This is a genomic window from Vreelandella sulfidaeris (genome assembly GCF_042429665.1).
Taxonomy (GTDB): domain Bacteria; phylum Pseudomonadota; class Gammaproteobacteria; order Pseudomonadales; family Halomonadaceae; genus Vreelandella.
Map to the genome: position 1 here is coordinate 1136460 of NZ_JBHMAC010000010.1, position 25800 is coordinate 1162259.

At 53.3% G+C, this 25800-nt stretch carries 32 protein-coding genes; 19 read left to right on the forward strand and 13 right to left on the reverse strand.

From position 1 onward, the window contains the following. Position 1 precedes the first annotated feature (1 nt). The gene (yjgA, locus tag ACFFLD_RS10105) at positions 2–523 is read right to left on the reverse strand and encodes a ribosome biogenesis factor YjgA (RefSeq protein WP_386039719.1); all 522 of its coding nucleotides are present in this window, start codon (positions 521–523) and stop codon (positions 2–4) included. A gap of 109 nt (positions 524–632) precedes the next feature. On the opposite strand from yjgA, the gene pmbA reads away from it, so the two are divergent. Then, positions 633–1973 carry a metalloprotease PmbA gene (gene pmbA, locus ACFFLD_RS10110; protein WP_386039721.1) on the forward strand — a complete coding sequence of 447 codons (1341 nt, stop codon included), beginning with the start codon at positions 633–635 and terminating at the stop codon, positions 1971–1973. A 55-nt stretch (positions 1974–2028) separates the two neighbouring features. Here pmbA and ACFFLD_RS10115 read toward each other — a convergent pair whose 3' ends face one another. The 10 genes from ACFFLD_RS10115 to ACFFLD_RS10160 form a co-directional block, all read right to left on the reverse strand. Beyond that, a complete protein-coding gene (locus ACFFLD_RS10115; protein WP_386039723.1) occupies positions 2029–2298 on the reverse strand; it encodes an HPr family phosphocarrier protein in 270 nt (89 codons plus the stop codon). A gap of 44 nt (positions 2299–2342) precedes the next feature. Continuing rightward, complete coding sequence (gene rapZ, locus ACFFLD_RS10120) at positions 2343–3278, reverse strand: RNase adapter RapZ (protein ID WP_386039725.1); 936 nt, start codon at positions 3276–3278, stop codon at positions 2343–2345. Between the two features lie 89 nt (positions 3279–3367). Next, positions 3368–3838, reverse strand: a complete 471-nt coding sequence (locus ACFFLD_RS10125; RefSeq protein ID WP_386039727.1) for a PTS sugar transporter subunit IIA — start codon at positions 3836–3838, stop codon at positions 3368–3370. Positions 3839–3842: 4 nt separating this feature from the next. Further along, complete coding sequence (gene hpf, locus ACFFLD_RS10130) at positions 3843–4151, reverse strand: ribosome hibernation-promoting factor, HPF/YfiA family (RefSeq protein ID WP_386039730.1); 309 nt, start codon at positions 4149–4151, stop codon at positions 3843–3845. Positions 4152–4249: 98 nt separating this feature from the next. Next, a complete protein-coding gene (locus tag ACFFLD_RS10135; RefSeq protein ID WP_386039733.1) occupies positions 4250–5665 on the reverse strand; it encodes an RNA polymerase factor sigma-54 in 1416 nt (471 codons plus the stop codon). Positions 5666–5790: 125 nt separating this feature from the next. Beyond that, the gene (gene lptB, locus ACFFLD_RS10140) at positions 5791–6540 is read right to left on the reverse strand and encodes an LPS export ABC transporter ATP-binding protein (protein WP_386039735.1); all 750 of its coding nucleotides are present in this window, start codon (positions 6538–6540) and stop codon (positions 5791–5793) included. Between the two features lie 10 nt (positions 6541–6550). Continuing rightward, positions 6551–7054 carry a lipopolysaccharide transport periplasmic protein LptA gene (lptA, locus tag ACFFLD_RS10145; protein WP_386039738.1) on the reverse strand — a complete coding sequence of 168 codons (504 nt, stop codon included), beginning with the start codon at positions 7052–7054 and terminating at the stop codon, positions 6551–6553. A gap of 11 nt (positions 7055–7065) precedes the next feature. Further along, positions 7066–7635: an LPS export ABC transporter periplasmic protein LptC gene (lptC, locus tag ACFFLD_RS10150; RefSeq protein ID WP_386039740.1), complete on the reverse strand. Its 570-nt coding sequence runs from the start codon at positions 7633–7635 to the stop codon at positions 7066–7068. After that, entirely contained in the window at positions 7636–8178 is a 543-nt protein-coding gene (locus tag ACFFLD_RS10155; protein WP_386039742.1) for a KdsC family phosphatase, read from the reverse strand. A 61-nt stretch (positions 8179–8239) separates the two neighbouring features. Then, positions 8240–9226: a KpsF/GutQ family sugar-phosphate isomerase gene (locus ACFFLD_RS10160; RefSeq protein ID WP_386039744.1), complete on the reverse strand. Its 987-nt coding sequence runs from the start codon at positions 9224–9226 to the stop codon at positions 8240–8242. A 286-nt stretch (positions 9227–9512) separates the two neighbouring features. Between ACFFLD_RS10160 and ACFFLD_RS10165 the strand changes: the two genes are divergently transcribed. From ACFFLD_RS10165 to hisD, 9 genes are all read left to right on the forward strand, one after another. Then, the gene (locus ACFFLD_RS10165) at positions 9513–10325 is read left to right on the forward strand and encodes an ATP-binding cassette domain-containing protein (protein ID WP_386039746.1); all 813 of its coding nucleotides are present in this window, start codon (positions 9513–9515) and stop codon (positions 10323–10325) included. Between the two features lie 29 nt (positions 10326–10354). Beyond that, complete coding sequence (mlaE, locus tag ACFFLD_RS10170; protein WP_386039748.1) at positions 10355–11155, forward strand: lipid asymmetry maintenance ABC transporter permease subunit MlaE; 801 nt, start codon at positions 10355–10357, stop codon at positions 11153–11155. A gap of 16 nt (positions 11156–11171) precedes the next feature. After that, positions 11172–11636 (forward strand): outer membrane lipid asymmetry maintenance protein MlaD, encoded by a 465-nt coding sequence (mlaD, locus tag ACFFLD_RS10175; protein WP_386039751.1) that lies wholly within the window; start codon positions 11172–11174, stop codon positions 11634–11636. 48 nt (positions 11637–11684) lie between these two features. Continuing rightward, positions 11685–12335: an MlaC/ttg2D family ABC transporter substrate-binding protein gene (locus ACFFLD_RS10180; RefSeq protein WP_386040432.1), complete on the forward strand. Its 651-nt coding sequence runs from the start codon at positions 11685–11687 to the stop codon at positions 12333–12335. After that, entirely contained in the window at positions 12332–12670 is a 339-nt protein-coding gene (locus tag ACFFLD_RS10185) for an STAS domain-containing protein (protein WP_386039753.1), read from the forward strand. The genes ACFFLD_RS10180 and ACFFLD_RS10185 overlap by 4 nt, the downstream gene beginning before the upstream one ends. A gap of 92 nt (positions 12671–12762) precedes the next feature. Beyond that, positions 12763–13014 (forward strand): BolA family protein, encoded by a 252-nt coding sequence (locus ACFFLD_RS10190; protein ID WP_386039755.1) that lies wholly within the window; start codon positions 12763–12765, stop codon positions 13012–13014. A gap of 10 nt (positions 13015–13024) precedes the next feature. Further along, entirely contained in the window at positions 13025–14287 is a 1263-nt protein-coding gene (murA, locus tag ACFFLD_RS10195) for a UDP-N-acetylglucosamine 1-carboxyvinyltransferase (RefSeq protein WP_386039757.1), read from the forward strand. Between the two features lie 46 nt (positions 14288–14333). Then, complete coding sequence (gene hisG, locus ACFFLD_RS10200) at positions 14334–14987, forward strand: ATP phosphoribosyltransferase (protein ID WP_386039760.1); 654 nt, start codon at positions 14334–14336, stop codon at positions 14985–14987. A 14-nt stretch (positions 14988–15001) separates the two neighbouring features. After that, positions 15002–16342, forward strand: coding sequence for a histidinol dehydrogenase (gene hisD, locus ACFFLD_RS10205; RefSeq protein WP_386039762.1), 1341 nt, complete (start codon positions 15002–15004; stop codon positions 16340–16342). A 112-nt stretch (positions 16343–16454) separates the two neighbouring features. Here hisD and ACFFLD_RS10210 read toward each other — a convergent pair whose 3' ends face one another. Continuing rightward, complete coding sequence (locus tag ACFFLD_RS10210) at positions 16455–17711, reverse strand: Do family serine endopeptidase (RefSeq protein ID WP_386039764.1); 1257 nt, start codon at positions 17709–17711, stop codon at positions 16455–16457. A 127-nt stretch (positions 17712–17838) separates the two neighbouring features. Between ACFFLD_RS10210 and ACFFLD_RS10215 the strand changes: the two genes are divergently transcribed. Then, positions 17839–18600, forward strand: coding sequence for a Nif3-like dinuclear metal center hexameric protein (locus ACFFLD_RS10215; protein WP_386039766.1), 762 nt, complete (start codon positions 17839–17841; stop codon positions 18598–18600). 91 nt (positions 18601–18691) lie between these two features. Here the strand turns inward: ACFFLD_RS10215 and ACFFLD_RS10220 are convergent, their stop codons facing one another. Further along, positions 18692–19150: a YhcB family protein gene (locus ACFFLD_RS10220; RefSeq protein WP_386039769.1), complete on the reverse strand. Its 459-nt coding sequence runs from the start codon at positions 19148–19150 to the stop codon at positions 18692–18694. A gap of 207 nt (positions 19151–19357) precedes the next feature. Between ACFFLD_RS10220 and zapE the strand changes: the two genes are divergently transcribed. The 8 genes from zapE (at position 19358) to ACFFLD_RS10260 (ending at position 25721) form a co-directional block, all read left to right on the forward strand. Then, positions 19358–20542: a cell division protein ZapE gene (zapE, locus tag ACFFLD_RS10225; protein ID WP_386039772.1), complete on the forward strand. Its 1185-nt coding sequence runs from the start codon at positions 19358–19360 to the stop codon at positions 20540–20542. Positions 20543–20725: 183 nt separating this feature from the next. Next, positions 20726–21154 (forward strand): 50S ribosomal protein L13, encoded by a 429-nt coding sequence (gene rplM / locus ACFFLD_RS10230; RefSeq protein ID WP_386039774.1) that lies wholly within the window; start codon positions 20726–20728, stop codon positions 21152–21154. 13 nt (positions 21155–21167) lie between these two features. Next, the gene (gene rpsI / locus ACFFLD_RS10235; protein ID WP_386039776.1) at positions 21168–21557 is read left to right on the forward strand and encodes a 30S ribosomal protein S9; all 390 of its coding nucleotides are present in this window, start codon (positions 21168–21170) and stop codon (positions 21555–21557) included. 210 nt (positions 21558–21767) lie between these two features. Next, on the forward strand, positions 21768–22367 hold the full coding sequence (gene petA, locus ACFFLD_RS10240; protein WP_386039778.1) for a ubiquinol-cytochrome c reductase iron-sulfur subunit: 600 nt from the start codon (positions 21768–21770) through the stop codon (positions 22365–22367). Continuing rightward, positions 22367–23626, forward strand: coding sequence for a cytochrome b (locus tag ACFFLD_RS10245; RefSeq protein WP_386039780.1), 1260 nt, complete (start codon positions 22367–22369; stop codon positions 23624–23626). The genes petA and ACFFLD_RS10245 overlap by 1 nt, the downstream gene beginning before the upstream one ends. Further along, positions 23626–24393 carry a cytochrome c1 gene (locus ACFFLD_RS10250; protein WP_386039782.1) on the forward strand — a complete coding sequence of 256 codons (768 nt, stop codon included), beginning with the start codon at positions 23626–23628 and terminating at the stop codon, positions 24391–24393. The genes ACFFLD_RS10245 and ACFFLD_RS10250 overlap by 1 nt, the downstream gene beginning before the upstream one ends. Before the next feature lie 148 nt (positions 24394–24541). Further along, positions 24542–25168, forward strand: a complete 627-nt coding sequence (gene sspA, locus ACFFLD_RS10255) for a stringent starvation protein SspA (RefSeq protein WP_386039784.1) — start codon at positions 24542–24544, stop codon at positions 25166–25168. Positions 25169–25229: 61 nt separating this feature from the next. Further along, complete coding sequence (locus ACFFLD_RS10260) at positions 25230–25721, forward strand: ClpXP protease specificity-enhancing factor (RefSeq protein WP_386039786.1); 492 nt, start codon at positions 25230–25232, stop codon at positions 25719–25721. Positions 25722–25800 lie beyond the last annotated feature (79 nt).

Below are 25800 nucleotides of genomic sequence, written 5' to 3' on the forward strand. Positions count from 1 at the left end.
ATCAAAGCGCGAGTGTTTCGCGTAGGTGTTTGAATAGTTTGCGCGAACTAGTAGGTGGCTTGCCTTGTTCGCGCTCTCGTTGGGCGTTGCGAATCAACTGTCGAAGGGTCTGACGATCGGCATCAGGATGCTCCGCCATGAACAGGTCGACCGCCGTATCGCCCTCTTCAATCAAGCGTTCCCGCCATTTTTCGAGACGGTGAAAAGCGTGGTCTCGCTGCTCCTGTTCGCGATCAATGGAGTCGAACACGCCTTGGATAGCGGCAAGATCCTCTTTGCGGATTAACTTGCCAACGTACTGCATATGGCGTCGGCGGCCTTCATGGGAACGTATGCGGTCGGTTTCCTCGATAGCGCGGAGCATATCGTCAGAAAGCGGAAACCGGGCGCGTTCAGCCGGGCGCATGGCGATTAGAGTTTCCCCAAGCGCCTGTAAGGCATGCATTTCGCGCTTGAGTTGCGATTTGCTAGGGCGTTCTTCCTGCTCTTCGGCAGCAATAGGATCGGGACGTTGCTTACGCATAGTGTGACTCACAGACAAGATTCGATGCGGCATTATACCAGCTGCGAGAACAACATTGATTCGCTGAAGAGATTCTCTTGAGAGAGCTTCGGTTGAGAAAGGAGGCCGTATGGCACAGGCATTTGATGCATCCGCACAGCAGTCATTATTGACAGCACGGGCTGAAGAGGCGTTAGCGCTGGCGAAGCGCATGGGCGCGGATGCTGCCGAAGTGGGCGCAAGCGTTGATCAAGGCATCGGCGTTAGCGTGCGCCAGGGTGAAGTGGAAACCGTTGAGCTATCGCGTGATCAGGGCATTGCCGTCACGCTGTACGTCGGACAGCATAAAGGCAGCGCTTCATCCACCGATGCCAGCAGCGCCTCGATTCAGGCGGCCGTGGAGAAGGCGCTCGCCATCGCCCGTTATACCGGTGAAGACCCCGCAGCGGGATTGGCCGATGCTGCTTTGATGGCGACCGACCTGCCTGATTTAAAAGTTCACTATCCTTGGGCATTAACCACCGATCAAGCCACTGAAATAGCGCTTGCCTGCGAGCAGGCGGGGCGGGACGTTGAGGGTATTTCCCAGTCGGATGGCGCCTCTCTTTCGAGTGGTGAAGGCGTACGGGTTTACGCCAATAGTCACGGTTTTTTAGGTACTCAAAAAGGCAGCAGCCATTCGCTTTCATGTATGTTGATTGCCCAGGATGCGGCAGGCATGCAGCGCGACTATGACTATACGTCCGCTCGGGATCCACGTGCCTTGCGCGACCCCGCCGAGGTGGGGCGTGAAGCAGCCAGCCGCACGTTACGCAGACTTGGCGCCAAGCGCCCGCCCACAGGGACATTCCCGGTATTGTTTGACCCGTCACTGGCTGGTGGCTTGATCGGGCATCTGTTAAGCGGCTTAGCCGGTGGCGCATTGTATCGTCAGGCCTCGTTTTTATGTGACCGGCTCGGTACGCCGCTGTTTCCTGAGTGGTTTGGTCTTGAAGAGCGGCCGATGGAAATCGGTGCCATGGCAAGCTCACCGTTTGATGGCGAAGGGGTGCAAACCCGCGATAATCGCTTTATTGATCAAGGGCGCATTGCAAGCTATATGCTCTCTTCCTACAGTGCTCGTCGGCTGGGGATGCAAACGACTGGAAACGCTGGGGGCGCACGTAATATACGGTTAAATGCGCCGATTCAGTCGCGCCAACACCTGCTGCAAGAGATGGGGCGGGGGGTTTGGGTGACTGAACTGATGGGGCAGGGCGTTAATGGGGTGACCGGCGATTATTCGCGTGGTGCCGCGGGCTTTTGGATCGAGAACGGTCAGGTGCAGTACCCGATCGAAGAGTTCACTATTGCCGGCAATTTAGAAAAGATGTTTGCTGGGCTGGTGGGGATTGGTGACGACACCGATACCCGTGGCAGTGTTCACACGGGTAGCTGGTTGGTTGATGCGATGACCGTGGCAGGTGATTGATAGCGTTGTAACGCTACTCCTGCATGCTGCAAGGACGAACAAAAGAGGGCCAGTCTTACTGGTCTTCTTCAAAACGGGCATCGAACAGCGCTTGAATAGCATCCAGCGCCTGTCCAGCGTCGTCGCCTTCGGCAATGACAGTTAGTTCAGTACCGCAAGGAGCGGCGAGCATCAGTAGCGACATAATATTAGCGGCGTCGGCCATTTGATGCTGCTTATAGACCTGGATCTTGGCTGTGAACTGCTGGCCACATTTGACCAGTTTGGTCGCCGCCCGGGCGTGAAGCCCTCGCTGATTAGTCAGTGTAAGTTTTCTTTCTGGCACCCTGGTTCCTTTTCGCCGAGTGGTGTCATGACAGGTAAAAACGTTTAAGTGGTCTGCTGCCGTTCGTCGCTCTGGGAAATGCCGCTGACGAGTGAATCGGCAGGTTGCTCGCTCAGATTATAGTGCAGCCCTAGTTCGCGATGGCGCAACTGAACCTCACCCATGAGAGGCACTAAGCGCTCCGCAAGCTGTTCAACCATATAAACCGAGCGGTGCTGCCCACCCGTGCAACCAATGGCGATAGTCATGTAGCTTCGCTGGCTATTCTGGTAGGCGGGCAGCCAACGTTCAAGCCATGCCTGTATGTCGTTGCTCATGGCATCGACAATCGGATAGCTACTCAAAAACGCCACAATGTTGTCGTCGCGGCCAGTGAACTGTCGCAGCGTTGGGTCCCAGTAAGGGTTAGGCAGGCAGCGCACGTCAAAGACGATGTCGGCATCGAGCGGCACGCCGCGTTTATAGCCAAAGGACTCTAGTGTCAGCGTTAGCTTGTCACGCCGCTGATGGGCTACTTGATCGGTAATACGACGACGTAAATCGTGTACCGATAGTCGCGATGTATCAATCAGCAGGTCCGCCAAATCGCGGATGCCGTGCAGCGTTTCTTCCTCTTTATTGATCGCCTCTTCCAGGGTCATTTCGCTGTCTCGGGTCAACGGATGGCGACGCCGAGTGGCAGAGTAACGCTCAAGCAGGATGCGAGCGTCGGTGGTTAAATAAATGACCTGAAAATCAATCGTTCGCTCTCGTAGCTCGTCTAATAAAGAAGGGAGGCGTTCCAACGCACCCGGCAAGTTACGGGCATCAATACTGACTGCCAAGTGAGTGCGATTACCCTGGCCGCGCAGTTCATCAACCAATGACCCCAATAACATGGCGGGAAGATTATCAATCGCGTAGTAGCCCAGGTCTTCAAGCGCTTGTAACGCGATAGATTTTCCAGACCCTGAGCGGCCGCTAATGATCACCAATTGCATAGGTTATCTCTTTGCGTTGATCAAGCTGCGTGGGGGATGGTGAGCAAAAAACAACCGGCCGTACGTTATGCTGCAGTGTTGCACGGCCTTCAGGTCGATGATTGCTCACGAATTTTGGCGGTAATCAGCTCAAGTAGTTCGCGTTGGCTACCGGCTTTCCGCAACTGCTGGCGGGTGTTTGCATCATTCATGATGGTGGCCACCTGGCCTAGCAGGGAGAGGTGAGTGTCATCCGCCTCTTCCGGTACCAGTAGAACAAATACTAGATCCACTGGGTCACCGTCGATAGCGTCGAAATCAATCGCTTCAGACAGCTTTAAAAACCCCGCGATAGGACTAGTGCAGTGGGGGCTGCGGGCATGCGGAATAGCCACGCCGTTACCGATGCCGGTGCTGCCTAAGCGTTCTCTGCCGATTAAACGGCTAAACACTTCTTGGCTATCCAGGCTGGGAATGTTTTGGGCAATAAAGGTGCTGAAAAATTCCAGCACCCTTTTTTTGCTGCCCCCGGGAACATCGAAAAGAACGCGTTCCGGGGGGAGTATGGTTTCCAACGTCATCGAATTAACGCACGCCAGCGCCTTGGGCGCGAGCTTGTGCTTTTTCCTTGTGTTTAACGAGTTGACGATCAATTTTATCCGCTAAGGCGTCGATAGCGGCGTACATATCACTGTCCATGGCTTCTGCATGTAAATCGGCACCTGCTGCATGCAATGTACAGGCGGCCTGCTGGCGCTCTTTCTCAATTGATAGGGTGACTTGCACCGTAGTGATGTTGTCGTAATGGCGCTCTACACGTTCGAGTTTTTCGTTGACATAGTCACGCAAGGCGTCAGTCAGTTCTACGTGATGACCAGTGATATTAACTTGCATTGACGTGCTCCTTATCCATCGGACTGTTCTTCGATTGTAACCCTTTTTACGGCGTTGCAAAGCCCTTGGCGGGACTTTCACTTAAACGTTAATGGGTGCTAGCGTAAACGGCGTCGTTCGCTAGAGGAAGGAATGCCCATGGCTTCACGATATTTGGCGACGGTACGTCTTGCCACCTGAATGCCACCATCCCCTAACAGGGTGACCAAGCGACTATCAGAAAGCGGTTTGCCCGGCGGCTCATCTTGGATCAATTTTTTGAGTCGGGCACGGATGGCGGTACTTGAGTGGCTGTCGCCATCCTGACTGCTGACCTGGCTTGAGAAAAAGTACTTAAGTTCAAACACGCCCCGCGGCGTATGAATGTACTTCTGAGTGGTCACCCGAGAAATGGTCGATTCATGCATCTCCACTGCTTCGGCGATATCGGCCAGAATTAATGGTTTCATCGCCTCTTCGCCGTGCTCTAAAAAGCCAATTTGACGAGTAATGATCTCACGGCCCACGCGTAGCAGCGTGTCGTTGCGACTGGATAGGCTTTTAATAAGCCAGCGTGCTTCCTGCAGATGCTCTTTTAAAAACTGGTTATCCTGACTTTTATCGGCACGCTTGATCAAACTGGCATAGTCGGGCTGGATGCGCAGTCGCGGCAGCGCCTCAGGGTTAAGTTCCAAATGCCAGCCTTCGTGGTCATGACGCACCACCAGATCAGGCGTTATATAGCTGTCGTTGGTGACGCTATAGGCACTGCCTGGACGGGGGTCCAGGCTGCGGATAAGTTGAATAACCTCAGCCAGTGATGGGTCATCAAGCCCTAAGCGACGCTTTAGCAGGCGCATATCATCTTTGCCAAGCGCTTCTAGAAACTGGCGTACTAAACGGCGCGCAGGCACCAATAGTGGCGTCTCATCGGGTAGGGCGGCGAGCTGCAGCATCAGGCATTCACGCAAGTCGCGGGCAAAAATGCCGGTCGGCTCAAATTGCTGGAGCTTCAGCAAGATGGTTTCCACTTCGCGTTGGCTAAGCCCATCGATACCCTGGGCACGCAAGCCTTCACGGATATCATTAAGCGGCTGAGTCAAATAGCCATTGCCATCCAAGGCATCGATTAAACTTTCTGCAACCAACTGTTCACGCATATCAAAGTCGGTCATGGCAAGCTGCCATAACAGGTGACCGTGTAAGCTTTGCCCAGCCGCCTGTCTTTCAAAGTCGGGGCCTTCGCTACTGCTGCCACCTTGGCTGCCCATGTCTTGATACGTATCTGACCAGTCGCTGTCTACCGATAGCTCGGTAGGAATGCTCTCTGCCCACTCTTCCTCTTTAGGCTCACTAACGACTTGCTCGCTAAATTCATCTTCTTGCTCCAGCATGGGATTGGCGTCTAAGGCCTGCTGGATTTCTTGACGTAAGTCCAGTGTGGATAGCTGTAACAGGGCGATCGCCTGCTGCAGCTGGGGTGTCATGGTCAGCTGTGTGCCGATACGCAATTGAAGAGAAGCTTTCATGACCATCTGAGAACCACTCGTTAATCGGAATGCTTTACCCTAGTGCGAGAGCGGTTCAAGTGCAAGTGCAATAAGCATGCCATTGGTAGTAAAGTTGTTGTAGGCCACTCATTAGTGGAGCAAAAATAGCCCTATAGGCGAAAATCTGCGCCTAAATATACGTCTCTAACCTTTTGGTTGTTTAAAATATCGTGGGGCGAGCCACTGGCAATGATTTGACCGTCGCCTACGATATAGGCGATATCACAAATATCGAGCGTTTCGCGTACATTATGATCGGTAATAAGCACGCCGATATGACGCTGCTTTAACGCACGAATAATGGTTTTGATCTCGCCCACCGAGATCGGATCAACGCCAGCAAAAGGTTCATCGAGCAATATAAAAGCTGGCTCTGTCGCAAGTGAGCGGGCAATTTCCACCCGCCTGCGTTCGCCACCCGAAAGACTCATGCCGAGATTGTCGCGAATATGAGTGATGTGAAAATCTTCCAGCAGCGCTTCCAGGCGCTGTTCGCGATCATGGCGACTCAGTGCTTTGCGGGTCTCGAGTATGGCCATAATATTATCGGCTACCGATAATTTACGAAAAATAGATGCCTCCTGAGGGAGGTAGCCAATGCCTGCTGCCGCACGCTCGTGCATCGGCGCGCGGGTTAGATCCACCTCGTCGATACCTACCTTGCCAGCATCGGATTTCACCAGCCCGACAATCATATAAAACGAGGTGGTTTTGCCAGCCCCGTTAGGGCCAAGTAGGCCAACCACGCTGCCTTGGGCTATTTCAAGATTGATATCTTTAACCACCCGGCGACGCTTGTAGCTTTTAGCCAGGTGATGGGCATAGAGAGTTTTGATCGGTGCAGTGTCAGCAGTGGCCACAGCTTGGCTCCTATTGCTCGGGCTGGATAGTCATGCGGATACGCTGCGGCTCACTGCCCTCAACGTCTGAGCGTGCTTGAATGACTTCGCGGTCAATAAAATATTCAAGACGTCCACCGTTAAAGGTATCGCCTTGTTGGCGCAGTTCGGCCTGGTCGATCAACTCAATGCGGCGCTCGGCAACATGATAAATGATCCGCCTTGCCCACCCCTCGGTTGGCCCATCTTGTCCTTGTGCTTGATGGCGCAAGTAGGCGCGCTCGCCGGTAGCGGTGGCCCGCGATAATTCGCCCGCGTCGTTACGCTGAATTTCCACACGCTCTCCGCGCAGCTGCATTCCGCCTTGGCGAATATCCACATTGCCGCTGTACACGGCAGTGCCGGCACGCTGGTCAAGGTCTAGGCGGTCTGCTTCAACCTCCACCGGCGCTTGTTGAGAAGAGGAGCTGGTTTGGCCTAGTGCAGATAGCGGCACCACCAGGGCGAAAAGGGCGGTATACATCAGAGCTTTCATAATGACTCCTATTAGCGTTGCGTGGCCGGGGGGTGCGTGCCACGCACATTGCCGGTTAGGCGAACCTGGCTGTCGTTAAGCCATACGTCCATTCCTGACGCACTCATTTGCTGGGGGGGTTGCTGCAGCATGACCGGGGTTTCACTCCAAGCGTGACGTCCAACGCCGTCATAATGCAACAGCTCGGTGTCTAACTGCCAACCCTCATCAGGGGCGACTAAATGAGCCGACCCTGATAGCAGCAGAATTTGAGTTTGAGTGTTGAGCGTGCCGACATCGGCACTCGCTAGCCATTGGCGGTTTTCGCTGTCGTACAATACTGCTTCAGGCTCCTCCGCCCAGGTTTCGCTTTGCTGAGGAGTATGAATCAGGCGAGGCGTCTTAAGCGATTGAAGGACACTGCCGTTCTCTGCAAAAAGGGTGATTTCAGCGTTTTCCAGCACGTGTCCTGGTTCTTGGGCCTGAGCTTCAGTATCAATGGCAGTATCCTGAGGTCCACGAGGATCAAGCCAGACCAGCAGTGTGCCCAATGCGATCACCAGGCCGGCTAACCAGAAGCGCGCTTTCAACCGTTTGAGCATTTACTTTTGACCGTGCAGATAGGTGTCGAGTACTGAACCCCAGTGCCCCTGAGCCTCAAGCAACGTGTCGCAGATTTCGCGAACGGCGCCATGCCCCCCCAGACGCTCCGTGGTCCAGTCGGCATGGGTATGCATATAGTCTGGCGCGTTAGGCACGGTAATACCGACGCCGCAGCGTTTGATGGCGCCGAGATCGGGTAGGTCGTCGCCGCAATAGGCCACCTGTTCCAACTCAATATCAAGGCGCTGACAAAGTGCGCGCAGGGTGACGAGCTTGTCCTCACACCCCTGATGAACATGATCGATACCCAGAGCGGCAGCGCGCTGGCTAACCATGGGTGAATCGCGCCCAGTAATTAGCGCAACGTGAATGCCCACCCGTTTGAGCAGTTTCAGCCCATGACCATCCTGGGTGTGGAACGCTTTAATTTCGATACCGTCAGCCTGAAAGTAAAGCCGGCCATCGGTAAGAACACCGTCAACATCGATGGCTAACAGGCGCACACGGCGAAGTCGATCAAGTAGTGCAGCAGATAGGGTCATATAATCTCCATATTATTCAATTCGCAAAGCGGGACGGTAACCCCTTTCAACAACCATAGGGTTAAATAACGCCGCTGGCGAGCAGGTCGTGCATGTGCAGCGCGCCGATAGGACGCTGTTGATCATCGACGACTGCAAGCGCCGTAATACGACTTTCTTCCATTATACGGACTGCTTCGGCCGCTAAAATATCGGGGCCGATGCGTTTACCTGGTCGGGTCATCACGTTGTCAACAAGGACATCGCGAAGGTTGTCAAACTGATCCAGCGTACGGCGTAAATCGCCATCGGTATAAACGCCGGCCAAACGCCCATCACTATCCACTACGCAGGTAAACCCGAGTCCTTGGCGCGTTATTTCCAGCAACGCATCTCGCAGTGGGCTTCCCAAGGCAATCTGCGGCAGTCGCTCGCCGTCGTGCATCAGGTCCCTTACGCGAAGCAGTAATCGCTTGCCCAAGCTACCGCCTGGATGAGAAAGCGCAAAATCTTCGGCCGTAAAGCCACGCGCTTCGAGCAACGCGACAGCCAGTGCGTCACCTAAAGCGAGCGCTGCCGTCGTCGAGCTTGTCGGGGCTAGATCAAGCGGGCACGCCTCGCGCTCGACGCCGCTATTAAGGTGGGCGTCAGCATGTTTGGCAAGGGTGGAGCCGGGGCGCCCCGTCATGCTGACCAACGGCGTACCTAAGCGTTTAAGCAGCGGTAGCAGAGCCGTGACTTCTGCGGTTTCCCCAGAATTGGACAGCGCCAATACCACATCTGCTCGGGTGATCATGCCTAGGTCGCCATGGCTGGCTTCCCCCGGATGAACAAAAAAAGCTGGCGTGCCCGTGCTGGCGAGTGTGGCCGCTAGCTTGCCGGCGATATGACCCGATTTACCCATGCCCGTGACGACTACGCGCCCTTGGCAGGCGAGGATGAGCTCGCAGGCACGGTCAAAATTTTCGTCGAGCTTCGCCTGCAAGCCGCCAATGGCGGCCTGCTCAATTTGCAGCGTACGCAGTGCGCTTTCGCGTAATAAGCTGGGAGGAGCAAGCGGCTGACGCATAGCATTTTCTCTTAACAATTAAATGACAAACAGTGTAAGCCGCTAAGAATAACATCTCGACACCTATTAAAGGCAGTGGTGGGGGTTGATATCACTGATGATCTAGGCAGAAAGACTGTTGAGTGCCTGATTGTTTTCTAAAGCAATGTCTAATCAATCCTTACTCTCTTCTAGCGTTATAGTACAATGTTCGATAATGTTTAAAAACGCCGTTTCTTAACGTCGCGGGAGGCAGGTAGGTTAAGATGGTAATCCTGCTCGCGTCCCGCTAAGAGTCAACTGATTCATGACAGATGCTCCTTTTATAGAAATTGAAGACCTGTATTTTTCGCGTGGCGAGAGCGACATTTTTCGTGGCGTTAACATGACGATTCCACGAGGAAAAGTGACCGCGATCATGGGGCCAAGCGGTACCGGTAAAACAACGCTTTTGAAGCTCATTGGGGGACAGTTAAGCCCGTCAAAAGGCCGCATACTGATTGATGGCCAGGATGTTCATCGGCTTTCCCGCAAAGCCCTGTTTACGTTACGTAAGCGTATGGGGATGCTGTTTCAAAGTGGTGCACTTTTTTCCGACTTGGATGTGTTTGAAAACGTGGCCTTTCCGCTGCGAGTGCATACAGACTTACCCGATACCATGGTGCGCGACCTGGTATTGCTCAAGCTTCAGGCGGTCGGGCTACGCGGGGCGCGACACTTAACGCCTGCAGAGCTTTCGGGCGGCATGGCGCGAAGGGTGGCGCTGGCCCGTGCGGTGGCGCTGGATCCTGAGCTGATTTTATATGATGAGCCGTTTGTAGGTCAGGACCCCATTTCAATGGGCGTGCTCGTCCAACTGATTAAGCGTCTTAATCAGGCATTACAGTTGACCTCGGTAGTGGTGTCGCACGACATCAAGGAAACCCTGAGTATTGCGGATTACCTTTATCTGATTGCCGATGGTCAGGTGGTCGCTCATGGCACACCGCAAACCCTGGACACCAATCAAGACCCTCGGGTCAGCCAGTTCATTCATGGTGAGCCCGATGGCCCGGTGCCTTTTCACTACCCCGCAGAGGCGTTTTATCGCGATATGTTGGGCGAAGCCACGCATTCATAGTTGGCCTACAGGCATAAAGGCAGAAATACATGCAGTCAAAATTCTCATTCAGCACCGCGCGCATCACCCGGCTGGGGCGCAAAGGGTGCGATTTACTGGAAGCATTAGGTCGAGCGGGAGTGTTTTTGGCTCAGTCGGCCGTTGGCGTGCCTTCTCGTGAAGGCTGGCGGCTTTGGTTGCACCAGATGCATTTTGTCGGCGTGCTGTCACTGGCCATCGTGCTGGTGTCTGGGCTGTTTATCGGCATGGTGCTGGCACTGCAGGGATACACCATTTTAGTTGACTTCGGCGCAGAGCAAGCGCTTGGTCAGATGGTGGCGCTGTCGTTATTGCGCGAGCTGGCGCCGGTAGTGGCGGCGCTGCTGTTCGCTGGTCGGGCAGGCTCGGCACTGACTGCTGAGATCGGGTTAATGAAGGCCACCGAGCAGCTTACCAGTATGGAAATGATTGGTGTTGATCCCCTGCGTCGAGTAGTGGCACCGCGCCTGTGGGCAGGGTTTGTGTCACTGCCGTTACTGACGGTGGGGTTTAGCGTAGTGGGTATCTGGGGTGGCTATCTGGTAGGCGTTGAATGGTTGGGCGTCTTTGAGGGTTCCTACTGGAGCAACATGCAGGCGAACGTGACCTTTATTAATGACATTGGTAACGGCATGCTCAAAAGCGCTGTATTTGCGTTGGTAGTAACCTGGATTGCGGTGTTTCAGGGGTATGATTTAGTGCCTACGTCGGAAGGTATCTCCCGTGCCACGACGCGCACAGTGGTGTATTCCTCGCTTGCGGTGCTGGGGCTTGATTTTATGTTGACTGCCGTCATGTTTGGCGGTCTTTAATAGGTGGAGTAGTTTCATGAAGCGCAGTAAAACCATGGAGTTCGGTGTTGGCCTGTTTATGGTCGCGGGTATCTTAGGCTTGGTATTCCTCGGCTTGCGGGTGAGTGGGCTGACGCTTTCCGCTCCATCGCAGACATTTCAGCTTGAAGCTAACTTCGCCAATATCGGTAGTTTAAAGCCTCGCGCTCGGGTCACTATGGCGGGCGTAACGGTGGGGCGGGTTGATTCCATCGAGCTGGATACCGAGTGGTTCGACGCTCGCGTCGTGTTAAGTCTGGATAGCGAACTCGAAGGGCAGCTATCCAGGGATTCAACGGCCGCTATTCTGACGGCGGGTTTGTTAGGCGAACAATACATTGGGCTTAGCGTGGGAGGCGATCCCGACGTGCTGGAAAATGGCGACACTATCCGTGATACACAGTCGGCGCTGGTACTGGAAGAACTTATCCAGCAGTTTGTGTCCAATATGGCAGGCAATTAAATAGTGATTCAACGTGTCATTGGAGTGGGAGGTACGGTTATGAGTGGAATGAATCGGTGGGTGAGTCGTTGGCTAGTGACCCTAATAATGTCTGTAGCGCTGTTAGTGCCCCTGCAGTCCCAGGCGCAGTCACAATCTCCAGAGGCATTGATTCGCGATAATGTTGAGTCACTGATGAAGGATCTGGATGGCCGGGAGGATTATTACGCTAATCATATTGATGAGCTTGAAGCGCTAGTGGATCGAAACCTCGATCAGGTAGCGGATTTTCGCTATATCGGTGCTAGCGTGATGGGTAACTATTTCCGTAACGCGACGCCCGAGCAACGCAGCCGTTTTGCCGGTGTGTTTCGTCAAACCTTGATCGATACCTACGCCCGTGGGCTGGTGACGTTTGACTATGACGAACTGCGGGTGCTCGATGCCCAACAGGCCCAGCGTTACGATGATCAAGCCAGTGTTGCCATGGAGGTGGTGGCGAACAATGGGCAAGTCTACCCGGTCAGTTATAGTCTTAGACTGTCGAATGGTGAGTGGCGGGTGGTTAATGTCATCGTGAATGGTATTAATCTTGGCCTAACGTTCCGCAATCAATTTGACCAGGCGATGCGTGAAAATAATCGTGATTATGACGCCGTGATCAGCGGTTGGGCGCCTGAAGTAGGTGTCGAAGAGTTGGAGCAGGGAGGCGATGCGTGACAGTGCTGCTGTCACTCCCAAACGTCACGCTTAGGGTGGACAACAAGACGTTAGAGGTCATTGGAGACGTAGATGTAACGCTGGCGGCCGAACTGGCCGCCTGTGGTGTCGAATGGCTTCAACATACCGAACATACGTCTATCATCTTCGACTTCAGCGATGTCCAAAAAGCCAGCAGTGCTGCCATTAGCGTTTTGTTTGAATGGCTTCGCATTTGCCAGCAACGCGCTATTAGTGTTGACGCTATTCGTGTTTCCGCTCCCTTGCGCCGTCTTGCTTCTCTTGCCGAACTGGATGCGTTGATTGACACTCCAGCGGCCACCATGGCTGTTTAAAGGTGTAGCATCGCCAAGAGCGCTGCTTTTCTTTATCATGTCGACCCGTTTACGCTTATTGTTCAAGATGACCCCAAGGAGTTTTTTACGCCATGCAACCCAACGAGGTAAAAGCACTGCTTGAATCCCGTATCGACGAGTGTCAGTTTCATATCCAGGGTGAAGGCTGTAACTTTCAGGTGATTGCGGTTGGCGATGCCTTTGAAGGTCTCTCCCCAGTCAAACGTCAGCAGTTGGTTTATGCTGCGCTCAGCGACGAGATCGCTTCTGGTGCGCTCCACGCTATCAGCATTAAAACGTTCACTCCGGCGCAGTGGCAGACTGCACCGGAAAACGTCCACTAACGGTTGACCCATGGATAAATTAATTATTACCGGCAATGGCTCGGTAGACGGTGAAGTGTGGGTGAGCGGTGCTAAAAACGCAGCGCTTCCTATCCTTTGCGCTAGCTTGTTGGCCGACGGTCCTGTGGTGATTGGTAATTTGCCTCACTTACAAGATATTACCACCACCCTGGAATTGCTTGGCCGCATGGGTGTGGAGCCGGTAATGGGTGAAAAGCTAACCATTCAGTTGGATGGTTCCCAGGTTACCCAGTGCCACGCACCTTATGAACTGGTTAAAAAGATGCGCGCCTCTATTTTGGTATTGGGGCCGTTGCTTGCACACTTTGGTAAAGCCGATGTATCCCTGCCTGGTGGGTGTGCCATTGGCTCACGTCCGGTGGATTTACATATTCGTGGGCTGGAGGCCATGGGCGCCGACATTCGCGTTGAATCGGGTTACATCCGTGCGAGTGTTGATGGTCGTCTGAAAGGCGCCACTATCTACTTTGATACCGTGACCGTGACCGGGACTGAAAACCTGTTGATGGCCGCCACTCTCGCCGAAGGCAAAACGGTATTAGAAAACGCTGCCCGTGAACCGGAAATTGTCGACTTGGCGCAATGTTTGATCAAAATGGGCGCCAAGATCACTGGCCATGGCACCGATACCATCGTCATCGAGGGCGTCGAGAAGCTGCACGGCTGTGAACATGACGTCATGCCTGATCGAATCGAAACTGGTACGTTTCTGGTTGCCGCGGCCATGACGGGCGGGCGAGTGAAGGTGAAACGCACCCGGGCAGATATTCTGGAAGCCGTGATTGCCAAGCTTGAAGAAGCGGGGGCTGAGGTGACCAGTGGCGACGATTGGATTGCTTTGGATATGCATGGTAAGCGTCCTAAAGCGGTCAATATTCGTACGGCTCCTTATCCGGCGTTTCCGACCGATATGCAAGCTCAGTTTGTTGCCATGAATGCGGTGGCAACAGGGCATTCACGGGTGGTCGAGACCATCTTTGAGAACCGCTTCATGCACGTTCAAGAGCTTAATCGCATGGGGGCCAACATTGTGCTGGAAGGCAACACTGCCTTGATTGAGGGCGTTGAGAAGCTCTCCGGTGCCCCGGTGATGGCCACCGATCTGCGTGCTTCAGCGTCATTGGTCATTGCGGCGATGATGGCTGAAGGGGAAACGCTGGTGGATCGCATCTATCACATTGACCGTGGCTACGAATGTATTGAAGAGAAATTACAGCTGCTGGGTGCCCGTATCCGCCGTATTCCCGGCTAAAGCAAGACACTGAGTCCCTGTATGCTAATAACGACGGGCCAACACGATGAGTAAGCAATTGATTTTAGCCCTCTCGAAGGGACGTATTCTGGAAGAAACGCTACCGCTACTGGCCGATGCGGGCATTACGCCCGTCGAGGATCTAAGCAAAAGCCGCAAGCTACTGTTTGACACTAACTTGCCCGATGTAAAGTTGGTCATTATCCGGGCGACCGATGTGCCTACGTACGTTCAGTTGGGCGCGGCGGATGTTGGCATTGCGGGGAAAGACGTGCTGCTTGAGCACGGTGCCGAAGGACTCTATGAGCCGCTGGATTTAGACATCGCCCGCTGCAAGCTAATGACCGCAGGTGTCACCGGCCAGCTTCCTGCGCGTGCCCGGCGTCGAGTGGCCACTAAGTTTGTCAATGTGGCGCGTCGTTACTATGCAGAACAGGGCATTCAGGCGGAAGTGATCAAGCTCTATGGGGCCATGGAACTTGCTCCACTGATGAATCTGGCCGACGAAATTGTTGATATTGTTGATACCGGCAATACCTTGAGAGCCAACGGTATGGAGCCACGTGAGCTGATTGCCTCAATCAGTACCCGCCTAGTGGTGAATAAGGCGGCCATGACCATGAAACATGAGCGTATCAAGCCGTTATTGGCCCGCTTGGATGGCGCGGTTAAAAAGCGGCAGACACAGCTTGCCGAATAAGATGAGGTGAACCCATGGGCGATGTTAAGAGCGACGCCAAGAGTGAACAAAGTAACGCCATGATCTCTCGTCTATCGACAAGCGATGGTGATTTTAACCATCATCTTGACGCGCTGTTAGATTGGGAAGGGGTCTCCGATAAGGCGGTGCAGACGCGGGTTGAAGAAATTCTTGCCGACGTTAAGCAGCGTGGTGATGCGGCGGTCATTGACGCTACCAACCGGTTTGATCGGCTTTCGGCGGTGGCGATGGATGAGCTTCAGCTAACTCCCCAGCAGTTGAAGCAAGCATTTGAGCAATTACCGGCCGAGCAGCGTGATGCGCTTTCCAGTGCCGCAGAGCGTATAAAGCATTATCACGAGCGCCAAAAGCCTGCCTCTTGGCAGTATGAGGAGGCTGATGGCACGGTGCTCGGGCAGAAGGTAACCCCGCTTGATCGCGCGGGTATTTATGTGCCGGGCGGCAAGGCTGCGTATCCCTCGTCGGTATTAATGAATGCCATTCCGGCCCATGTTGCCGGTGTGCGTGAAATTGTCATGGTCGTGCCGACCCCTGATGGTGTGCTGAATGAACTCGTGCTGGCTGCGGCGCATTTGGCGGGTGTCGATTATGTATTTACTATCGGCGGAGCTCAGGCGGTTGCCGCGCTCGCGTATGGCACTGAAAGCGTTCCCAGGGTCGATAAAATCGTCGGGCCGGGAAATATTTATGTCGCCACGGCAAAGCGGGCGGTCTTTGGCCAAGTCGGCATTGATATGATCGCGGGGCCGTCGGAAATCCTGGTGGTGTCCGACGGGCAGACCGATCCCGACTGGCTGGCGATGGATCTGTTCTCGCAAGCTGAGCACGACGAAGATGCCCAGGCGATATTGGTGAGCTGGGATGCCGCGCACCTGGATGCCGTCGAGGCAGCCATTGAACGGCTATTGCCCACCCTGGAGCGTGAAGGGATCGTGCGGGAGTCGTTGCGCAGGCGAGGGGCGTTGATCCTTTGTCAAAACGCAGAAGACGCTATTGCGATGATTAATCGCATTGCACCAGAGCACCTGGAACTCTCCGTTGCTGACCCAGAAACGTGGCTGGATCATATTCGTCACGCGGGGGCGATTTTTATGGGGCGTTATACCGCTGAAGCGTTAGGCGATTACTGTGCCGGGCCCAATCATGTGCTGCCCACGTCGGGAACGGCACGCTTTTCGTCACCGTTAGGGGTTTACGATTTCCAGAAACGCTCGTCGATTATTCATTGCTCTGCGGCGGGGGCGTCGGAATTGGGTAAAGTGGCGTCTGTTCTGGCGCGGGGAGAATCATTAACGGCCCACGCTCGTTCCGCCGAGTATCGGATTCGTAATTGATCCACCTTGGGTAAATAACGCTGTAAACAAAACGGGCGCCAGAACCTTTCTGGCGCCCGTTTTGTTTTATCTTCAGGCCATTATTCAGAGGCCATGGTGCCGCTAGGCTGCGTTATGTATCCCGTTGGCGTAGTGTTTGTTGACTTAGCGGGGTGGTAGGGAGTGGTCTTTCGCCTACTTCCAATGTCATTTTGATACGCTCGCCGCTGCGCACGACAGTGAGTGGTAGCGAAGTGCCGGGTGGAATGGATGCAATGTCGCTCATGGTCGTGCGGGCATCCAGGATCGGCTGCCCATCAACAGCAAGAAGCACGTCGCCAGGCTCAAGCCCTGCTTCTGCTGCAGGACCACCGCTGACCACGCCAGCAATGATCACTCCTTGAGGCGTTTGCAGTCCAAATGAGGCCGCCAGCTCCCGTGATAGTGCCTGCGCTTCAATGCCTAGCCAGCCGCGTATAACGCGCCCTTGCGTGACGAGTTCATCAAGGATGCTATGCGCAAGGTTGGCGGGTATCGCAAAGCCAATTCCCTGTGAGCCACCTGAACGCGAGAAGATCGCGGTATTAATGCCCACCATGGCGCCCTCGGGGTTAACCAATGCCCCGCCTGAGTTGCCCGGGTTGATGGCCGCATCGGTTTGGATAAAGTCTTCGTACGCATTAAGGCCTAGATGGTTGCGCCCTGTAGCGCTAATGATTCCCATAGTGACTGTCTGGCCGACTCCAAAGGGGTTGCCGATGGCGAGTGCGACATCGCCCACAGCGACGTCTGCTGAGTCGGTTAATTGAATCACCGGTAGGTCATCCAAATTAATCCTGAGTACCGCCAAATCGCTTTCAGGGTCAGTGCCGATAACCTCGGCAAGCGTTTCGCGACCATCACGCAAGGCAACCTGAATTTCATCGGCGCCATTGATGACATGATGATTGGTGAGTACATAGCCATCTGCGCTGACGATGACGCCTGAGCCTAAACTGGACAGCATACGTTGATGACTAGTGGTGTAATCGCCCTGGCTATCAAAAAATTGTTGGAAAAAAGGGTCGGACATGAGTGGGTGCTGATCACGTTCAACAATACGCGACGAATAAATGTTGACCACTGCGGGCGCCGCTTGCTCCACTGCCCGTGAATAGCTTACCGGGCCCTGGTGACGCGATAGCGGCGCTGCCTGTTGAATGTCAGGTGCCGGGCGGTTAGGGCTTGGCTCTATCGCTGCTGAGCTTTGAGAGGCAACCGGGGTGGGAGCTTGCGACGCAGGTTGGCTAAAGGGATTAGGTAGCTGTTCGGGGAGCACCAGCAGTATTAATGCCGCGATCAGTACGCCAGAGATAACGGGCCATAAGTAGGGCAACACGTAGCGTCGCATGTAATAGGTTCCTTAACGTATCAGTCTCGCATTCGCGCTAGAAAGCGGCGAGTTTTACAATAAATGGATGGTAACACTTTCCTAACAAGTTCCTCACGGGTGAAGTTAAATCAACCAAGGAGACAATATGATTCAGCGTGACCAGTTAGTGGCAGCCTGTGATCATCAGCTACGAGCGACGCAGTTTAAGGACTTTACTATCAATGGGTTGCAGGTAGAGGGTGGTGATCAGGTTAAACGCGTTATGACGGGGGTAACGGCCTGTCAGGCGTTGCTTGATGAAGCGGTCGCTTGGCAAGCCGACATGATCTTGGTTCACCACGGGTATTTTTGGAAAAATGAGCCGGTGGCGATTACGGGCATGAAGTGTCGGCGAATTAAAACGCTGATGGCGCATGATATTAGCCTTTTGGCGTATCACTTGCCCCTGGACGCCCATGCTGAGATGGGTAATAACGCTGAATTGGCACGCCACTTGGGCTGGAAAGTCGAGGGCTGCCTGGATGGCGAGCTTGGCGAGGGGCTCTTGTGGTCAGGACGTCTGCCACAACCACTGTCAATCAATGCACTGGCTAAGCAAATTTCCCAGGGCCTGCGGCGTGAACCGTTGGTAATCGAGGCGCCTCAGGTGGGGGATATCGAGCGCATTGCCTGGTGCACCGGTGGGGCGCAAGACATGATTACCGCCGCTTATGATGGCGGAGCGCAGGTGTTCGTGTCGGGCGAAGTATCTGAGCGAACCACCCATTTGGCTCGTGAAATGGGGATTCACTACATCGCTGCAGGACACCATGCCACCGAGCGATATGGCATCCAGGCGATGGGCGAGTGGTTAAGCGATGAATATGGCGTTGAGCATCGTTTTGTAGATATCGACAATCCTGTTTAAAAAATGAGCGCCCCGGCGCATTTAACAGCTCGGTCGGGGCTGGCCTTTAGTGTTGTTAACTTGAGGGTTGTTAACATTAGTGTTGTTAGCATTAGTAGCGAGGCGGCTGGGGCGTCGCTGCCTCGTTGTTTTTCAAGCCGTAATCTTCCGACAAGGTACCGCCTTTTCCATCAGCGTAGTCGCGTGGCATGGTAGGAGCTGTCGATGTGCTCGTTGACGGCGCTTGCTGGTGGGGATCAATACCGGATAACTCAACCTTAGGCTGCATCGCCGCATCGCGAATATTCCATTCCGCGGCGTCCTCTTTGAGTTGATGCTCTAGCTGGTTGGCTTCATCGCGGATATTGTGAAGCCGTTGGTAGATCCCGGTTAGATGATTGCCAACGCTGCTTTTCATTTCGGCAATCTGATGCTCGCGTTCAAGCAGCTTCTGGCGCAGGGAAGCAGCATCTCGCTGACGTTTGCTAAAGAGGCGGTAACCTCCCATGCCAACGATAAGACCAATGATAAAGCCGACAACGGCAAAGGTTAATGGTGAGCTTGCGTCCATAGTGTTCTCCCTGGCGCCTTAAAGATAAAAATAGGCTGCCTCGACCAGCAGCTTAAGAATCGAACAGTCTGCCATTATAGGCGCCACTCGGCTGGTTGGGTCAATCCACTCATGCGCTTAGAGGCCTCTATAGGTATAATCCCCTTCTTTCTGAGCCTGCCAGTGTTGATGCTGGCTGCTGCCTTACATGCTGTAGGAGGCGAGTGCATGACATCAAAATCTGCGGACAGGGCAGCGGTAGCACCGCGTCCTGCATCGCCTATGGAGCGGTATCGGGCGGACTTGGAGCGCGATGATTTTCAATATGATGCTGCTCAAGAGTCGGCAGTAAAGCATCTACAGCGGCTCTATGATGAGCTTGTCGCGGCGCCGACGACGGTGCCAAAAGCGCTGGTCGCTAACAAAGGCTTAAAAGCCAAAATGTCGGGTTTAATGGGCAGGAAGGCGACGACGCCTGACAAGCCTGTCTTGCCCCAGGTTAAAGGACTCTATTTTTGGGGTGGGGTGGGGCGTGGGAAGACCTACCTGGTTGATACGTTTTATGAGGCGCTGCCTTTTCCTGACAAAATGCGCACCCATTTCCATCGGTTCATGCAGCGTGTTCATAATGAGCTGACTCACTATAAAGGCGAAAAAAACCCGCTAACGCTTATCGCCAGCAAGTTTGCCAATGAGGCGCGAGTCATTTGTTTTGACGAGTTTTTTGTCAAGGACATTACCGATGCCATGATATTGGCCAACTTATTGGAGGCGCTGTTTGAGCGTGGCGTGGTGCTGGTAGCTACCTCCAATATCGTGCCGAATGATCTATATAAAGAGGGCCTCCAGAGGGCGCGTTTTTTACCTGCCATTGAACTTGTAAACCGGCATTGCGAGGTGGTCAACGTCGACTCGGGTGTGGACTATCGTTTGCGGGCATTAGAGCGGGCCGCCATCTTTTATTCACCGTTGGATGCGTCGGCTGAACGTGAACTGGCGCATAGCTTTCGGGCTATTGCGGGGCAAGAGGGTGAAGCCGACGCCTCCCTAGAGGTGAATCATCGCGTGCTTAAGGCGCGTCGCCTGCATGATGATGTCGCATGGTTTGAATTTTTGGAGCTTTGCGATGGGCCACGTAGCCAAAATGACTACATTGAGTTAGCCCGGGAGTTTCATACCGTGTTGGTGTCCAATGTGACCCGGATGGACGCCAAAAAAGATGACCAGGCGCGACGCTTTATCAATATGGTCGATGAGTTCTATGATCGCGGCGTCAAGCTACTGATGTCGGCAGAAGTGCCCATTGAGCAGCTCTATAGCGACGGCAAGTTAACGTTTGAGTTTCAGCGTACGTTGTCGCGGCTACAGGAGATGCAGTCAAAAGAGTATCTGGCGTTGGCACACAAACCCTAAGGTTGAGAAAAATACAGCTCAACAAAAAAGTAGCGATACGGCTTAACTTGTCGGTTTGCTTACTGTAGAATGCCGCCTCGCTGCATGTTGCTTGCGTAAGCTTGCAACCAAAAAAAATAGGGATGGTGCTTCACCGTGCAACGGTGTAAGTCACCCAATACATTTAATCTGGTGATTTCATCCATGAAGACGTTCAGTGCTAAGCCGCAGTCCGTCCAGCGCGACTGGTATGTAGTCGACGCTACGGACAAAACGCTCGGTCGTCTGGCTACCGAGATTGCTCGCCGCCTACGTGGCAAGCATAAGCCCGAATTTACCCCTCACGTTGATACTGGCGACTACATCGTCGTAATCAACGCAGAGAAAGTCCATGTAACCGGTAATAAGGCGAAGGCTAAAACCTATTATCGCCACACTGGTTACCCGGGCGGTCTGCGCTCTATGACCTTCGACAAAATGCTTGATCATGCGCCCGAGCGTATCATTGAGTCTGCCGTTAAAGGCATGTTGCCGAAAGGTCCCTTGGGCCGTGCCATGTACACAAAATTGAAAGTGTATGCTGGCGACGAGCATCCGCATGCTGCCCAACAGCCGCTTGAACTGAACATCTGAGGAAATCTTCGCCATGACACAGCAGTATTACGGTACCGGGCGCCGCAAGACTTCCACCGCTCGCGTGTTTATGAAGCCGGGCTCTGGCAAAATCACTGTTAACAACCAAGACCTTGACCTATATTTTGGTCGTGTTACCGGTCGTATGGTTGTTCGCCAGCCGCTTGAACTAACTGAAACCCTTAACCAGTTCGACGTGTTCGTCACGGTCGCTGGTGGTGGTGGTTCTTCTCAAGCTGGCGCTATTCGTCACGGTATTACCCGTGCCCTGATGGATTACAACGAAGATCTGCGTCCTTCGCTACGTGCCGCTGGCTACGTAACGCGTGATGCGCGTCAAGTTGAACGTAAGAAAGTCGGCCTGCGTAAAGCACGTCGCCGTCCGCAGTTCTCCAAGCGTTAATTTTTTACGCTATGCGGCAAAAAGCCCGGGTCTACGACTCGGGCTTTTTTTTATCTTAAAATCAATGATCTATATCAATTATGTGATCTTGTTCATAAGTTGTTGTTCTTGTGCAAGGCGCTTTGTTTTCTTACCATAGAGTATAGTTAATACTTGTCGCTGTAAGTGGTCTTTGCGGTGGAACGGGTAAGTTCATGGGAGAAACCTTAAATGGCAGATAACGGCGTAAACAAAGGCCGACGCCGTTTCCTCGTAGGCGCTACCTCTGTTGTGGGGACGGTAGGTGCTGTAGGGGTTGCGGTACCCTTTGTGGCTTCTTGGCAGCCTAGTGCCAGGGCAAGAGCGGCGGGTGCACCCGTTCAAGCGGATATATCCAAGCTTGAACCAGGGCAACGAATGACTGTCGAGTGGCGTGGTCGTCCGATTTGGATTATCCACCGTACACCTGAAATGATTGAGCGGACTACGTCACTAACGGGGGAGCAGTTAGCTGATCCTGACTCGCAGGTGCCGCAGCAACCCATGTATATTGAAAGTGAGCTGCGCTCAATCAAACCTGAAATTGGGGTGTTGATTGGTATCTGCACGCATCTTGGCTGTTCGCCATTGTTTCGGCCGGAGCCTGACGCCGAAGGTGTTGGCGTTGAAAACTGGCCGGGTGGATTCTTTTGTCCTTGCCATGGCTCTCGCTTTGATTTGGCGGGTCGTGTGTTTAACAACGTGCCTGCGCCGACCAATCTTGAAGTTCCGCCCTATCGGTTCGAAAACGATGACATTATTATCGTCGGCGAAGATGAGGAGACTGCCTAATGGGTAATCCGAATAAAGCCAAGGCGGAAAAAGGCCTCATGCGGTGGGTGGATGACCGTTTCCCTGCGACTCAAATGTGGGAAGAGCACTTAGCCAAATATTACGCCCCTAAAAATTTCAATTTCTGGTATTTCTTCGGCTCGTTGGCGTTACTGGCGCTGGTTAACCAAATTCTGACGGGAGTTTGGTTAACCATGAGCTTTAATCCTTCTGCGGAAGGTGCTTTTGCCTCTGTCGAATACATCATGCGAGATGTGGAGTGGGGGTGGCTAATTCGTTATATGCATACGACGGGCGCCTCTGCTTTCTTTGTCGTCGTTTATTTGCATATGTTCCGCGGTCTCTTATATGGCTCGTACAAAGCTCCACGCGAGCTGGTATGGATCTTTGGTATGGCCATTTATCTGGCGCTGATGGCGGAAGCGTTTATGGGCTATTTGCTCCCATGGGGGCAAATGTCTTATTGGGGTGCTCAGGTCATTATTTCACTGTTCTCGGCTATTCCGGGTATCGGCCCTGACTTGGCACAGTGGGTGCGCGGTGATTACCTGATTTCCGGTATTACGCTCAACCGATTCTTTGCACTGCATGTCGTTGCACTGCCCATCGTCATTCTAGCGCTGGTGGTACTGCATATTATTGCGCTACATGAGGTCGGCTCTAACAATCCTGACGGCATTGATATTAAGCAGAAAAAAGATGAGGCAGGCGTGCCGTTGGATGGTATCCCGTTCCATCCCTACTACACGGTTAAAGATATCGTGGGTGTGGCGGTATTCTTATTTGTCTTCTGTGTCGTGGTTTTCTACTTCCCTGAAGGCGGCGGCTACTTTATTGAAAAGCCTAACTTCGAGCCTGCGAATCCTCTCCAAACGCCTGATCACATTGCACCTGTTTGGTATTTCACACCGTTTTACGCGATTCTTCGAGCGATTACCTTTTCGCTGTTCGGTTTAGACGCCAAGTTCCTCGGGGTAATCTTCATGGGGGGCGCTATCGCGGTGCTTTTCGTACTGCCTTGGCTGGATCGTAGCCCGGTGCGCTCAATGCGCTATAAAGGCTGGATCTCGAAAACCATGCTGCTGTTGTTTGCTATCAGCTTCATTATTCTTGGTGTGTTAGGTGTGTTGCCATCAACAGCAGGGCGAACTCTCTTGGCGCAAGTATGTACCGTCATTTATTTCGCTTTCTTCATTTTGATGCCTTTCTACACCAGGCTTGAGAAGACTAAACCCGTTCCAGAAAGGGTGACAGGCTAATGAAAAAGCATCTATTAGGACTCCTTTTCGCGCTCGTGCCAATGGCAGCGCTGGCTGCAGGAGGCGCTCATGTGCCTCATTCGATGGATCCGGATTTACAGGATCAAGCATCGCTGCAAAATGGTATGAAGCTCTATGTTAACTACTGTATGGGCTGTCACTCGCTGGAGCACCAGCGTTTTGCGAGAGCGGCCGAAGACTTGGGTATTCCCGAAGAATTGGTAGAAGAAAATTTAATTTTCTCACCTGATCTGGCCTACAACGACCAGATGCATAATGCGATGAATAGTGGCGATGCAGAAAGTTGGTTTGGTGCAGCTCCTCCCGACTTAACGTTGGAAGCACGACTGCGTGGAACCGACTGGGTATATTCCTATCTGCTTGGCTTCTACCAAGACCCTAGCCGACCGACTGGGGTCAATAATACCGTCTACGAATCAGTAGCGATGCCCAATGTGCTGGAGCCTCTGCAGGGTATTCAAGAGCTGGTTTGTGCTGAAACGGATCATCCGGTAGCGGGGCAGTCACCGGATCCACTTTCAGGCAAGTACCAATCTTGTAATGTTTTGCAGGTTACCGAGCCTGGCGCGCTAGATCCTGCTGAGTTTGAAGAGGCGATGTATGACCTTACCAACTTCCTTGCCTATGTCGGCGAACCATCTAAGCTTCAGGCTCAAGCGCTTGCGCCTAAAGTACTGATATTTATATTTATATTTGGGGTGATTGCTTACCTGCTCAAGCGTGAGTACTGGCGAGATATTCACTAATTAGTCGCTACTGATAGCAGCAGGGCGCACGGCTTAAGCCGTGCGCCTTTTGCATGTCAGCATGGCAATAATGCAAAACACGCGAGCTTCCCCTAAGAGCATGCTGGCGTGTTATTATTCTAGATTGTTTTGATGTGAGGATGCTTTCATGGGTGTTGTGGCCAAGCGGTCGTCGATGATTTTTTACTCAGGTAGTGATGATCATTTCAGTCATCGTGTGCGCATTGTGCTGGCCGAGAAGGGGGTGGCTGTGGATATCGTCGATGTTCTCGACGAAAAGCCGCCGGAAGAGCTGGCAGACCTCAATCCGTACAACAGCGTGCCGACGCTGTTAGATCGTGATTTGGTGTTATATGAATCCAAGGTGATGATGGAGTACTTGGATGAGCGCTTTCCGCATCCTCCGCTATTGCCTGTTTATCCGGTAGCGCGTGCCCAAAGCCGCCTGTGGATGCATCGCATTGAGCGCGAGTGGTGCCCAATGGTTGATCAAATCCGCAGTGGCGGGAAAAAAGAGGCGGATAAAGCGCGTAAAGAGTTGCGTGAAAGCCTCATTGGTATCTCACCGATTTTTGAAGATATGCCTTACTTCATGAGCGAAGAGTTTACCTTGGTGGATTGCTGTCTAGCGCCTGTTCTATGGCGTTTGCCTGAGCTGAACATTGAGCTGCCTGAAAAACAGGTTAAGCCGTTGCTAGCTTACATGTCGCGGGTATTTGATCGTGAAGCGTTCAAGGCATCTTTGAGCGAGCGTGAAAAAGAGATGCGCGCCTGAATTCATGCGGCTCCTTTTCCTTGATGAGGGCAGGGAGCCTTACTTTTAGGAGGGAGTCTAGATGAAATCAAGTCGCCCCTATCTCGCCCGAGCACTCTATGAGTGGCTGTTGGATAATGAGTTAACGCCGTATCTGGTAGTGGATGCGACCCTGCCAGGAGTAGAGGTGCCCCGTCAATTTGTTCAAAATGGTCAGATTGTTTTGAATGTTGCACCGACTGCCGTGCGTGACTTGTTTATGGAGAACCAGGCAATAGGCTTCAACGCACGCTTTGGCGGGCAGCCTATGCAAGTGATGATTCCGATCGCTGCCTTAATCGCTATTTATGCCCGTGAGAACGGTGCGGGGATGGTGTTTGGTCAAGAGCCTGAGCTGGAAGAGGGACAATACACGAGTGATGAGAGTGACGAGCCAGGCCAGACGTCAGCCAAGCCTGAGCTATCGGTCACTGAGCCCACGCCTGAGTCGAGTGGTGATTCCGCAAGCTCAACCGAGGGCGATGATAAAACGTCCAAGGCCAAGAAAAAGCCCAACTTACGGGTAGTTAAATAACCCGGAGCGGCAATGGCATCAAAAAAACCTCGCTTATTGAGCGAGGTTTTTTTGTGCATGGTGTTTAAGCGGCGACAAC

Excerpts from the sequence above, each read along its gene's own strand:
- mlaE (WP_386039748.1), top strand. The coding sequence starts at position 10,355 with ATGCAGTCAAAATTCTCATTCAGCACCGCGCGCATCACCCGGCTGGGG.
- ACFFLD_RS10135 (WP_386039733.1), bottom strand. The coding sequence starts at position 5,665 with ATGGTCATGAAAGCTTCTCTTCAATTGCGTATCGGCACACAGCTGACC.
- sspA (WP_386039784.1), top strand. The coding sequence starts at position 24,542 with ATGGGTGTTGTGGCCAAGCGGTCGTCGATGATTTTTTACTCAGGTAGT.
- ACFFLD_RS10160 (WP_386039744.1), bottom strand. The coding sequence starts at position 9,226 with ATGCGTCAGCCGCTTGCTCCTCCCAGCTTATTACGCGAAAGCGCACTG.
- murA (WP_386039757.1), top strand. The coding sequence starts at position 13,025 with ATGGATAAATTAATTATTACCGGCAATGGCTCGGTAGACGGTGAAGTG.
- rplM (WP_386039774.1), top strand. The coding sequence starts at position 20,726 with ATGAAGACGTTCAGTGCTAAGCCGCAGTCCGTCCAGCGCGACTGGTAT.
- ACFFLD_RS10220 (WP_386039769.1), bottom strand. The coding sequence starts at position 19,150 with ATGGACGCAAGCTCACCATTAACCTTTGCCGTTGTCGGCTTTATCATT.
- mlaD (WP_386039751.1), top strand. The coding sequence starts at position 11,172 with ATGAAGCGCAGTAAAACCATGGAGTTCGGTGTTGGCCTGTTTATGGTC.
- ACFFLD_RS10245 (WP_386039780.1), top strand. The coding sequence starts at position 22,367 with ATGGGTAATCCGAATAAAGCCAAGGCGGAAAAAGGCCTCATGCGGTGG.
- pmbA (WP_386039721.1), top strand. The coding sequence starts at position 633 with ATGGCACAGGCATTTGATGCATCCGCACAGCAGTCATTATTGACAGCA.
- petA (WP_386039778.1), top strand. The coding sequence starts at position 21,768 with ATGGCAGATAACGGCGTAAACAAAGGCCGACGCCGTTTCCTCGTAGGC.
- lptC (WP_386039740.1), bottom strand. The coding sequence starts at position 7,635 with ATGCTCAAACGGTTGAAAGCGCGCTTCTGGTTAGCCGGCCTGGTGATC.
- ACFFLD_RS10260 (WP_386039786.1), top strand. The coding sequence starts at position 25,230 with ATGAAATCAAGTCGCCCCTATCTCGCCCGAGCACTCTATGAGTGGCTG.
- ACFFLD_RS10250 (WP_386039782.1), top strand. The coding sequence starts at position 23,626 with ATGAAAAAGCATCTATTAGGACTCCTTTTCGCGCTCGTGCCAATGGCA.
- ACFFLD_RS10215 (WP_386039766.1), top strand. The coding sequence starts at position 17,839 with ATGATTCAGCGTGACCAGTTAGTGGCAGCCTGTGATCATCAGCTACGA.
- hisD (WP_386039762.1), top strand. The coding sequence starts at position 15,002 with ATGGGCGATGTTAAGAGCGACGCCAAGAGTGAACAAAGTAACGCCATG.
- rapZ (WP_386039725.1), bottom strand. The coding sequence starts at position 3,278 with ATGCAATTGGTGATCATTAGCGGCCGCTCAGGGTCTGGAAAATCTATC.
- rpsI (WP_386039776.1), top strand. The coding sequence starts at position 21,168 with ATGACACAGCAGTATTACGGTACCGGGCGCCGCAAGACTTCCACCGCT.
- ACFFLD_RS10165 (WP_386039746.1), top strand. The coding sequence starts at position 9,513 with ATGACAGATGCTCCTTTTATAGAAATTGAAGACCTGTATTTTTCGCGT.
- ACFFLD_RS10210 (WP_386039764.1), bottom strand. The coding sequence starts at position 17,711 with ATGCGACGCTACGTGTTGCCCTACTTATGGCCCGTTATCTCTGGCGTA.
- ACFFLD_RS10190 (WP_386039755.1), top strand. The coding sequence starts at position 12,763 with ATGCAACCCAACGAGGTAAAAGCACTGCTTGAATCCCGTATCGACGAG.
- hisG (WP_386039760.1), top strand. The coding sequence starts at position 14,334 with ATGAGTAAGCAATTGATTTTAGCCCTCTCGAAGGGACGTATTCTGGAA.
- ACFFLD_RS10155 (WP_386039742.1), bottom strand. The coding sequence starts at position 8,178 with ATGACCCTATCTGCTGCACTACTTGATCGACTTCGCCGTGTGCGCCTG.
- hpf (WP_386039730.1), bottom strand. The coding sequence starts at position 4,151 with ATGCAAGTTAATATCACTGGTCATCACGTAGAACTGACTGACGCCTTG.
- zapE (WP_386039772.1), top strand. The coding sequence starts at position 19,358 with ATGACATCAAAATCTGCGGACAGGGCAGCGGTAGCACCGCGTCCTGCA.
- ACFFLD_RS10180 (WP_386040432.1), top strand. The coding sequence starts at position 11,685 with ATGAATCGGTGGGTGAGTCGTTGGCTAGTGACCCTAATAATGTCTGTA.
- ACFFLD_RS10125 (WP_386039727.1), bottom strand. The coding sequence starts at position 3,838 with ATGACGTTGGAAACCATACTCCCCCCGGAACGCGTTCTTTTCGATGTT.
- yjgA (WP_386039719.1), bottom strand. The coding sequence starts at position 523 with ATGCGTAAGCAACGTCCCGATCCTATTGCTGCCGAAGAGCAGGAAGAA.
- lptA (WP_386039738.1), bottom strand. The coding sequence starts at position 7,054 with ATGAAAGCTCTGATGTATACCGCCCTTTTCGCCCTGGTGGTGCCGCTA.